General features: G+C 72.2%; 4 protein-coding genes and 1 pseudogene. 3 read left to right on the forward strand and 2 right to left on the reverse strand.

The window, feature by feature from the left end; translation table 11 throughout:
• The 3 genes from D7X55_RS36805 to D7X55_RS36815 form a co-directional block, all read left to right on the forward strand.
• On the forward strand, positions 1–1,256 hold a 1,256-nt coding region (locus D7X55_RS36805), incomplete at its 5' end, for a class I SAM-dependent rRNA methyltransferase (RefSeq protein ID WP_233610291.1).
• A gap of 64 nt (positions 1,257–1,320) precedes the next feature.
• Positions 1,321–1,815, forward strand: a complete 495-nt coding sequence (locus D7X55_RS36810; protein ID WP_120551986.1) for a YkgJ family cysteine cluster protein — start codon at positions 1,321–1,323, stop codon at positions 1,813–1,815.
• A 73-nt stretch (positions 1,816–1,888) separates the two neighbouring features.
• Complete coding sequence (locus D7X55_RS36815) at positions 1,889–3,001, forward strand: glycerate kinase (protein ID WP_121725468.1); 1,113 nt, start codon at positions 1,889–1,891, stop codon at positions 2,999–3,001.
• Here D7X55_RS36815 and D7X55_RS36820 read toward each other — a convergent pair whose 3' ends face one another.
• Both D7X55_RS36820 and D7X55_RS36825 read right to left on the reverse strand, forming a co-directional pair.
• Positions 3,002–3,973, reverse strand: coding sequence for a nicotinamidase (locus D7X55_RS36820; protein WP_121725469.1), 972 nt, complete (start codon positions 3,971–3,973; stop codon positions 3,002–3,004).
• A gap of 46 nt (positions 3,974–4,019) precedes the next feature.
• Positions 4,020–4,199 (reverse strand): annotated as a pseudogene (locus D7X55_RS36825) (nicotinate phosphoribosyltransferase); the annotation flags it as partial.

Consider the following 4,199-nt stretch of genomic DNA (forward strand, 5'->3'; position numbering starts at 1 on the left):
GCGGCAAGCCCGGCGCCCGCCCGGAGAAGCACGGCCAGCGCCCGGAGAAGCTCCGCCCGGACCGCACGTCCCCGGAGCTGGGTCCGGACGGCACGCCCCAGGTGATGCTCCTGCGCCGGGGCTCCGACCGGTGGCTCGCGGGCCCGCCGTGGATCTACCGCGCGGACCTGAACGGCGACCCCGGCCTCCAGGGCGGTGAAGTGGTGCGCGTGGTGGACGGCCGGGGCTGGTTCCTGGGCAAGGCCTTCTATTCGAAGCAGTCGAAGATCTCCCTGCGCTGGCTCACCAACGACGACGTCGCGGTGGACGTGGACTTCTTCCGCCAGCGCCTCCAGTCCGCCGAAGCGCTGCGCAAGCTGGCGCTGCCGGGTGAGACGACGTACCGGCTGGTGCACGGCGAGGCGGACGGCCTGCCCGGGCTCGTGGTGGACCGCTACGGCGACTACCTCAGCGTGCAGTTCCTGGTCCCCGCCATGGAGCAGCGCAAGGCGCTCATCGCGGACCTGCTGGAGGAGCAGTTCCACCCCAAGGGCATCGTCAACCGCTCCGACGTGAGCGTGCGCCACCTGGAGGGCCTCCTCCCGGAGAAGGGCCTGTTGCGAGGCGCGCTGCCGCCGGGCCCCGTGTCCTTCGACGAAGGCCTGGTGCGCATGCGCGCGGACCTGCTGGAAGGCCAGAAGACGGGCGCGTTCCTGGACCAGCGCGAGAACCACGTGATGGCGGCGCAGTACGCCTTCGGCGAGGCGCTGGACTGCTTCAGCTACGTGGGCGGGTTCGCGCTCCAGCTGGCCACGCGCGCGAAGCAGGTCACGGCGGTGGAGATCTCCGAGTCCGCCTCCGCGCAGCTGCGCGAGAACGCCCAGTCCAACAAGCTCACCAACCTGGAGGTGGTGACGGCCAACGCGTTCGACTTCATGCGCGACGCGGTGGACGAGGGCAAGCGCTACGACACCATCGTGATTGATCCGCCCTCCTTCGCGAAGAACAAGGACGCGATCCCGGCGGCGGTGCGCGGCTACAAGGAGCTCAACCTGCGCGCCTTCCAGCTGTTGCGCCCCGGCGGCATCCTGGTGACCGCGAGCTGCACGTACCACGTGGATGAGCAGGCCTTCGAGGAGATGCTCGCCTCCGCGGCGTCGGACGCGAAGCGCCGGGTGCAGATCATCGAGCGCCGGGGCGCGGGCCGGGACCACCCCGTCCTCCTCAACCTGCGCGAGACGCGCTACCTCAAATGTTTCGTCCTGCGCATGCTGTGAGATAGGGTGGGACCCATCCAGGGGGTCCATCCATCGGCCCCCGACGTGCGGGAACGGTTGAGGCATGGCACGCCGGGATTGGGACGACGCAGACGACGAGGCCCCCGCGTCCGGTACGCGGGCATTGGAGCGCGCCCTCCAGGAGACGCGCACCGTCTACCGGCAGGCGGACGAGGCGTACGCCCCGTATTCGTGCCCGGCGAGCGGTGAGTGCTGCCAGCTGGCCGTGACGAAGCGCCAGCCCTGGCTGTGGCTCCCGGAGTGGGAGCTGCTCAAGCGCAGCAAGCCCCTTCCGCCCCCCAGGGCCGACGGCGGCTGTCCCTACCTGGACGCGGCGGGCCTGCGCTGCACCGTGTACGCGGACCGGCCGTTCGGCTGCCGCACCTTCTTCTGTCAGCGCATCCAGGGCCCCGCGCGCCAGCCGTCGGAGGAGGTCTCCAGGCTGCTCCTGCGGTTGGAGCGGATTTCACAGCGTGTGATGCCGTCACTGCGAGGGCCACGTCCCCTCCTGGAATGGTATGCGGGGGTCAGTACCGCCCCGGCCCGGGAGGAACCATGAAGTCCATGCCGCAGACGTGGTGGCAAAGCGCCCACCCGAGTCCCGCCATGTCCACGCCCGTGGGTGCTCGCGCATGATTCCCCCCCGTTGGTTGATCGCGCCCCAGGAGTTCAAGGGCACCCTGACCGCGGCCGAGGCCGCGGAGGCCATGGCGGAGGGGCTGCGGGAGGCCTCGCTGGACGTGGTGCTGGACGTGGCGCCGCTCGCGGACGGAGGGCCGGGCACGCTCGACGCGTTGCTCGCGGGCTCGAAGGGCGAGCGGCTGCCGCTCACCGTGCGCGGCCCCATGGGCACGCCCGTGGAGGCCTGCTGGGCGCGGCTGGATGATGGGCGCACGGCGGTGGTGGAGATGGCGCAGGCCTCGGGGCTCGCGCGGGTCCCCCCGGAGCAGCGGGACGCGCGCGCCGCGTGCACGCACGGCACGGGAGAGCTGATGCGCGCGGCGCTGGACTCGGGCTGCGAGCGGCTCATCGTCGGCCTGGGCGGCAGCGCCACCACGGATGGCGGCAAGGGCGCGCTGGAGGCGCTGGGCTTCCGCTTCCTGGACGCGGACGGCGCGCCGCTACCTCCGGGTGGAGCGAGCCTCGCCAGGCTTTCGCGCGTGGATGCGAGCGGCAGACACCCGCGCCTGGAACAGGTGGAGCTGCTCATCGCCACGGACGTGACGTCACCGCTTCTGGGAAACGACGGCGCCGCGCGCCTCTTCGGTCCGCAGAAGGGCGCGGACGCGGTGGCGGTGGAGGAGCTGGAGGCGGCACTGGCCACCTTCTGCCGCATCGTCGACGAGGGCACCGCCAACCTCCCCGGCGCGGGCGCGGCGGGAGGCCTGGGCTACGGGCTCGCGGCGCTCGGGGGTGGGAAGCTCACCTCCGGGTATGTCCTGGTGGCGCGGGCGCTGGGTCTGGACAGGCGGGTGCTGCTCGCGGACCTGGTGCTCACGGGCGAGGGGCGCTTCGACCGGCAGACGTCCATGGGCAAGGGCCCCGTGGCGCTCGCGAGGCTGGCGCGCGCGCAGGGCACGCACGTGGTGCTCTTCGCGGGGGTCGTGCAGCGGGACAACAGACCGGACCTGTCCCTCTTCCAGGAGGTGGTGGAGCTGAACGCACAGGCCCGCCCCGGCGCCACCGCCCGGGAGACGCTGCGCGAGGCCACCACCCGGTGGGCGCTCGCGCACCTGGGCCGGTAGCTACGGCGCGATCGGATCCGTCGTGCGCACCACGCGCATCCCGGCGGCCTTGAAGCCCTCCAGCGCCTCCTTCGCCACGCGGGGGAAGTCCAGCGCCGCGGGCAGCGGCTTCAACGGAGGCGCGGGCACGGGGCTCATCGCGTCCTCCAGGATGTGGATGCGCTGGAGCTTCGACGTGTCCGTGCGCTCCAGGTACTGCTGCAGGTCCCTCAGCGTGGACATCACGCAGTGCGAGCTGGCCTGACCGAAGACGTACACGCGGTCGAACGACATGAGGTGCTCCATCAGCCGCGCGTTGAACTCGCCCACGCGCTGGCCCTTCACCTCCGTCACCTCCGGCGCCATCACGGAGTAGTTCTCCGTCAGCGGGTGCTCGCCCTTCAGCTCGAAGTGCGTGGGCGTGTCCCGCACCAGCGCGTGGAAGAGGCTCGCCTCGTACATCGCCGGCACCAGCGCGTGGCTCTGCCCGCCCAGGAGCGCGTGGTACGGCCAGATGGTCAGCACGTACCGGCCGCTCGCCTCCAGCCCCTCGCAGTACGCCAGGCTCTCCTCCGGGTGGCGCGTCGCCCGCCAGCGGCCCTCCCGCACGTCCTTCGCGGTGATGACCGTCATGGGCGCGGGCGGACGGCCCTCCGCGTCCCTCCACCAGCCGGGATGGAAGATTTGAAAGGCCCGGTGCGTGTCCAGGGAGAACACCAGCCCCGTCAGCCGCTCCAGGTTCGCGTACAGCCAGCGCAGCGTGCGCTGCGTGTCCTCCACCGCGCCCGGGACGAAGAGGCTCGCGCCCGGCGTGCAGAAGGCCACCTGCGCGTCGATGCCGAACGCCGCGATGCGGAGTGTGTCCTCGCGGGCCGGACGCACGCGGTGCTCGGCGGCGTAGCGCCAGGCCTCCTCGGAGACCTCCGCCACGCGCTCCAGGTAGAGCTGGCCGACGCGGGCTTCGTCGTGGAACCGGGGCAGGGGCAGCGGCATGACGTCCTCTCCAGGCCCGCATGGGCCGCCGCGCCTTGTCCTGCGGTCAGCGGCCCTGCGGGAAGTGGCGCCGGGTGAGGGACTCCACCAGCGCCTGCGTGGTGGCAGTGTACCCGATGCGCTGCTCCTCCGGCGTGAGGCCTTCGGTGCCCACCAGCGACGGCGCGGACGGGGCCGAGTCCATCAGCGGGAAGTACCCCTGGGGCGTCGCCTCCCCCGCCTGCCC

It is taken from the genome of Corallococcus sp. AB049A (genome assembly GCF_003668885.1).
In the GTDB taxonomy this organism is placed as follows: domain Bacteria; phylum Myxococcota; class Myxococcia; order Myxococcales; family Myxococcaceae; genus Corallococcus; species Corallococcus interemptor.